The following is a 2,052-nucleotide window of genomic DNA, read 5'->3' as shown; positions in this document are numbered from 1 at the left end:
TCCGGGAAAGCCGCAGCCGGCGCATTCGGTAAGGGCCCGGTAGGTCAGGGCCTCGCTCACCGTGCGCGTGGCGGCGGAGCCGGTCACCGGCTGTGGCTGCGGGGTGTCCCACACGGGTGCGTCGTGGTGGTCGGCCGCGAGGGTGGGCGGCGGGTAGGCCTGGGCGGCACGCAAGCGGGCAGCGATGATCGCGCCGACCGTGGTCCGTACCGGATGGGGCAGGGGCCGGGCAGCGATGACGTGCCGTAGCTGGTCGCGGCTCCAGCCGGATTCCAGCATCACGGTCACGACGCGGCCTTGGTCGGTCAGCGCCTGCCCGGTCAGTAGCAGTTCGGGGCGAGCCGCCCCGAGTTCGAGCAGCAGCAGGATCCCCGGGTGCATCCGCCGTACGCGGCCGCGCCGAGGGTGCCGTCTGGGCCGCGCTCGCGTTCCCGGACCAGGAAGCCGTGCTTCTCCAGCTCCTTCAGCCCGCTCTTGACGGCTGAGTCACCATCGCGGCCACGGCGGGCGATGTCGGAGACGGTCATCCGCCAGCCGTCCCGGTGTGTGGAGAGCAGTCCGAACAGGCCCTTGGCTTTGAAGGACAACTGGGTGTCGCGGAAGAGCCGGTTGGCGATCTGGGTGAACTGATCGGCCGCCATCACGCCCCGGCGGATCCCCGCCGGGAGGCCGTCGGCGTGCTTGGCCTCGGGGGCCGTGACCATCAAGTCGGCTTCGATCAGCGCGATGTCCAAGGTGGCCGGGCGGTCCGTGATGCAGTAGACGATCTCGCCGAGGGTGCCGTCCGGGCGGCGCAGGCGTTCACGGATCAGGTAGCCGTGTGCCTCGAGCTCCTGCAGGCCGGTGCGTACCGCTTCGCGTCCGTCCGGGCCCAGTCGGACGAGGTCGGTGACCGTCACCTGCCAGCCGTTCCTGTGCGTACTGACGTACCCGAAGATGCCCTTCGCTTTGAACGACAGCCCAGAGTCGCGGAACAGCGCGTTGGCGATCTGGGTGAACTGATCGGCCGTCATGACACCCCGGCGGATCCCCGCCCCGACGCGGCTCACCGCCCTGCCCCCGACGCCTGCCGCGCGCAGTGGCCACGGCGGCACACCGGGCCCGCCGAGGTGGGGCGGTCGGTAGTCCTGGGCGTGGGGGCGTGCGTGTGTTCCATGGCGTCAGCTCACCCGCCGACCCCGACCAGGCTGACGGCCACGAGCCCCGACCATCGGTCACGATCCGGCAACGGAGCCGTCTAGCTGCCGTGGTCGGGCTCATGGTCGGGCCGACCACGGCGCCTTCAGCCGGGGCGCTCAGTGATTGCGCAGCCCTGGACGGGCGTTGCGCAATCGGCCTGCGCAACCGGTTGAGGATCCTGCGCAGTCGAGTTGTGCCGGGTCGGCTGCGCAGTCGCCCCGAGTTTCCTGATCTTCTCTTGCGCAGGTCCGTCTCGCGCACTGCGCAGGCGTCTGACGCGGCCCGGCCGGCTTCCGTCTGCGCATCGGTGTCCGGGCCCTGTGGCCCGGCGGCACGTGATCGCACAGCGGTCGCCGGTCTGGGCAACGCGCGCCGGATGCGATGGCCTGTCGCCGGCTCCGGGCTGACCCATGGTCGGGGTCATGGTCGGGCCGACCATGACCCCGACCATGAACTTCGTGTCCCCATCGTGACCATGGTCGGGGGTTCGTGGTCGGTGGTCGGGTCGGGGTCGACGGGTTTTCTCGAGGTCAGCAACATCCGTTCTGACCTGGGAGTTTGACCATGTCCCCTGGCAAGCAGGCCTCACAGACCGAGGCCGCTGCTCCGATGGCAGCCGGCGCCCGGCTGGAGGCGATGCGCCGCCGCGTACGCCTCTCACGCGTAGCGGTCTGGACTGTCATCGCTGCCGGTCCCATCGCCCTGTGCGTCGCCGTCACCTCCGCCCCGACCACGGTCGCGGCGGCCCCCGCGACCAAGCCCACCGCCGTGCGCACTGCGACGGCCGCCACCGACCCGGGCGGCTATGCGCAGGTGTTCATCGGCGCGTGGCTGCGCAGCGACGCGAACGACGAGACGAGTGCGCAGGCGCGA

Annotated in this window: 3 pseudogenes; 1 reads left to right on the top strand and 2 read right to left on the bottom strand. The window is 71.2% G+C overall.

What is annotated here, in order from left to right:
* Positions 1-381 (bottom strand): annotated as a pseudogene (locus VXC91_RS44895) (hypothetical protein); the annotation flags it as partial.
* Between the two features lie 5 nt (positions 382-386).
* Positions 387-1,049 (bottom strand): annotated as a pseudogene (locus VXC91_RS44890) (hypothetical protein); the annotation flags it as partial.
* Positions 1,050-1,743: 694 nt separating this feature from the next.
* Here VXC91_RS44890 and VXC91_RS44885 point away from each other — a divergent pair.
* Positions 1,744-2,052: pseudogene (locus VXC91_RS44885) on the top strand (conjugal transfer protein); the annotation flags it as partial.

The sequence above is a fragment of the Streptomyces chiangmaiensis genome, from assembly GCF_036281785.1.
Classification (GTDB): Bacteria; Actinomycetota; Actinomycetes; order Streptomycetales; family Streptomycetaceae; genus Streptomyces; species Streptomyces chiangmaiensis.
This window is presented reverse-complemented; position numbering and strand designations above follow the sequence as displayed.